The organism is Vibrio sp. 1069 (genome assembly GCF_033340555.1).
The window spans coordinates 1-809 of the sequence record NZ_JAWOWP010000242.1 but is presented as its reverse complement, the minus strand read 5'-3'; the positions used below and the strand labels follow the sequence as shown (position 1 = coordinate 809).

Annotated in this window: 2 protein-coding genes; both read left to right on the top strand. The window is 47.2% G+C overall.

Features of this window, described 5'->3' with window-relative positions:
- On the top strand, positions 1-401 hold a 401-nt coding region (locus R7040_RS25735; protein WP_318097468.1), incomplete at its 5' end, for an MMPL family transporter.
- A 24-nt stretch (positions 402-425) separates the two neighbouring features.
- A partial coding sequence (locus R7040_RS25730) for an outer membrane lipoprotein-sorting protein (RefSeq protein WP_318097467.1) occupies positions 426-809 on the top strand: 384 nt, incomplete at its 3' end.

Below are 809 nucleotides of genomic sequence, written 5' to 3'. Positions count from 1 at the left end.
CGGGTGAAATCAACCTCGGCTTATCCGTTGTTGTGACATTGACGCTTGGGATTGTGGTCGATGATGCCGTTCACTTCCTTTCCAAATATCAAAGAGCGCGCCGCGAGGGGCAAACTGCAGAGCAAGCCGTTCGTTACGCGTTTCATACCGTTGGTCGCGCACTGTGGATCACTACGGTAGTTTTAGTGGCAGGTTTTTCTGTATTGGCAATGTCTAGCTTCAGGCTGAATGCGGATATGGGGCAGCTCAGCGCCATTGTTATCTTCATCGCTTTGGTTGTGGACTTCTTATTCCTCCCAACCTTACTAATGCTATTCGATAAAAAAGCGTACTTACAAGAAAGTCCGTCTGATAACGCGCGCTTGAAAGCGTCGTCCACCATCACGGCAACTCAGTCATAACTCAGAATTAAAAGGAATTGAACCATGAAAAAAATGAACCACGTATTGCAAGTTTTGATGTTGTCGGCTTCGCTAGTTGCATCGCCATTCACTTATGCGAATGAAGAAAAAGGGCTGGAAATTGCCCAGGAGCGAAAAGCAAGAGATGAAGGTTGGGGCGACTCTATCGCAACCATGGAGATGATTTTAAAGAACGCACAAGGAGAAAGTAGTACGCGCCTTATGCGATTGAAATCTCTCGAAGTTGAAGGGGATGGCGACAAAGGGCTGACCATTTTTGACCAGCCTCGGGATGTCACGGGCACGGCTTTTCTCAACCATTCTCATACCATTGGTGCGGATGACCAATGGTTGTATTTACCAGCCTTAAAGCGAGTAAAGCGAATTTCGTCACGTAATAAGTCGGGC